1 protein-coding gene is annotated in these 1,250 nt (G+C 49.8%); it reads left to right on the forward strand.

What is annotated here, in order from left to right; all coding sequences use genetic code 11:
- Positions 1 to 965 precede the first annotated feature (965 nt).
- On the forward strand, positions 966 to 1,250 hold a 285-nt coding region (locus FJZ26_06085; GenBank protein MBM3229975.1), incomplete at its 3' end, for a hypothetical protein.

Below are 1,250 nucleotides of genomic sequence, written 5' to 3' on the forward strand. Positions count from 1 at the left end.
GCCGCCAAGCGTTGCATCCTTCTTGTTGGAGTCGAATGTTTCCACCGGGTGGAAATAAGCCGAAAGCCAGGTTTTCACCTGTGATACTGGAATTGCCAAAGCTATCGGCATGACCATGTTCTCTATTGAGCCAAGTGGCCCGGAACCGCTGGAAGCAGCCATCAAATGCACCTCAGGCTAGCTAAGAGAATAGAGGATAAATAAACTAGTATGCCAGCAGCAGTGGCTGCAGGGCTACTTCGGGAATTTTTCCGAGTAGCATTTCTGGCAGAAGCTGTGCATGAAGCCGGCCTTGTCTATCTGCTGCTTCTGGTTGGCCCGCGTAAGCTCGGCGCCGCACACTTCGCACGAAAGGTAGTTATTGTACATCGAAGCACCCTTGGACAGTCTTGGTCGCAAAAATGAATTCTCGGCAAAGCGGAAAATTTGGCCGCAAATTTTCCGGCTGTTGCAAACTGAGTTTGCAACATAAAGAATAAAAGGCTGATTCGACCCTAAAAACGAATGCGCTGGGGTCTGATTGGCTTAAAAGCCAATTCCCCCAGATTTTTGCGAAAATGCTGGGGTCAGATTGCCTGAGGGCAATACCCCCAGCAATAAAGTGCTGGGGTCGCATAACCCGGTATTGCGGCAGGTTGCTAACCTGTTGGGGGGAAACCCCCGTGCGAGTTCAATAGGAAAACCCCTAAGAACATCCGAAGGCGGGTTTCAGCATCGAGCTTTGCTCGATGTCTGATGCATTTTCCGAAAGAAAATGCACATCCTTGCTTCCTCCCATTCTTTTCTGAAGAAGCCCTTGAACAAATCTCGCCCCCGGCATTTTTACTTGTAAAAATAACGGAACGTTTGCCGGGAGGCAAATGGAGCCGGCGTCCAATTTTTTTCTTCTGACGCAAACGATAGGTTTAAATAATGATTACCAGATAAATACACAAGTAACAACACATGATGCCAAAGGTTTGCTTATGGGCAAGAAACAAAAGGTTGCATTGCTCTTCATTGCTGCCATGCCCTACTTGGCAAGCGCCACAGGGATTGCAAATGTCATGAACGCCATGACAGGGCTTTGCCTTGGAATGCAAAGCCTGCTCCCAGTCGTATGCATGCTGATGATTGTGGTTGCAGGCGTGATTTATGCGGCAGGGCAGGTCATGGGAGCCGAGACTCGCGCACGTGCCAATGTCTGGGCTACTGCCGCGCTGACCGGCGCTTTGATTGCGGTTTTGATATACGCGATTGCGCCAAGCGTG

Source organism: Candidatus Parvarchaeota archaeon, from assembly GCA_016866895.1.
In the GTDB taxonomy this organism is placed as follows: Archaea; Micrarchaeota; Micrarchaeia; order Anstonellales; family VGKX01; genus VGKX01.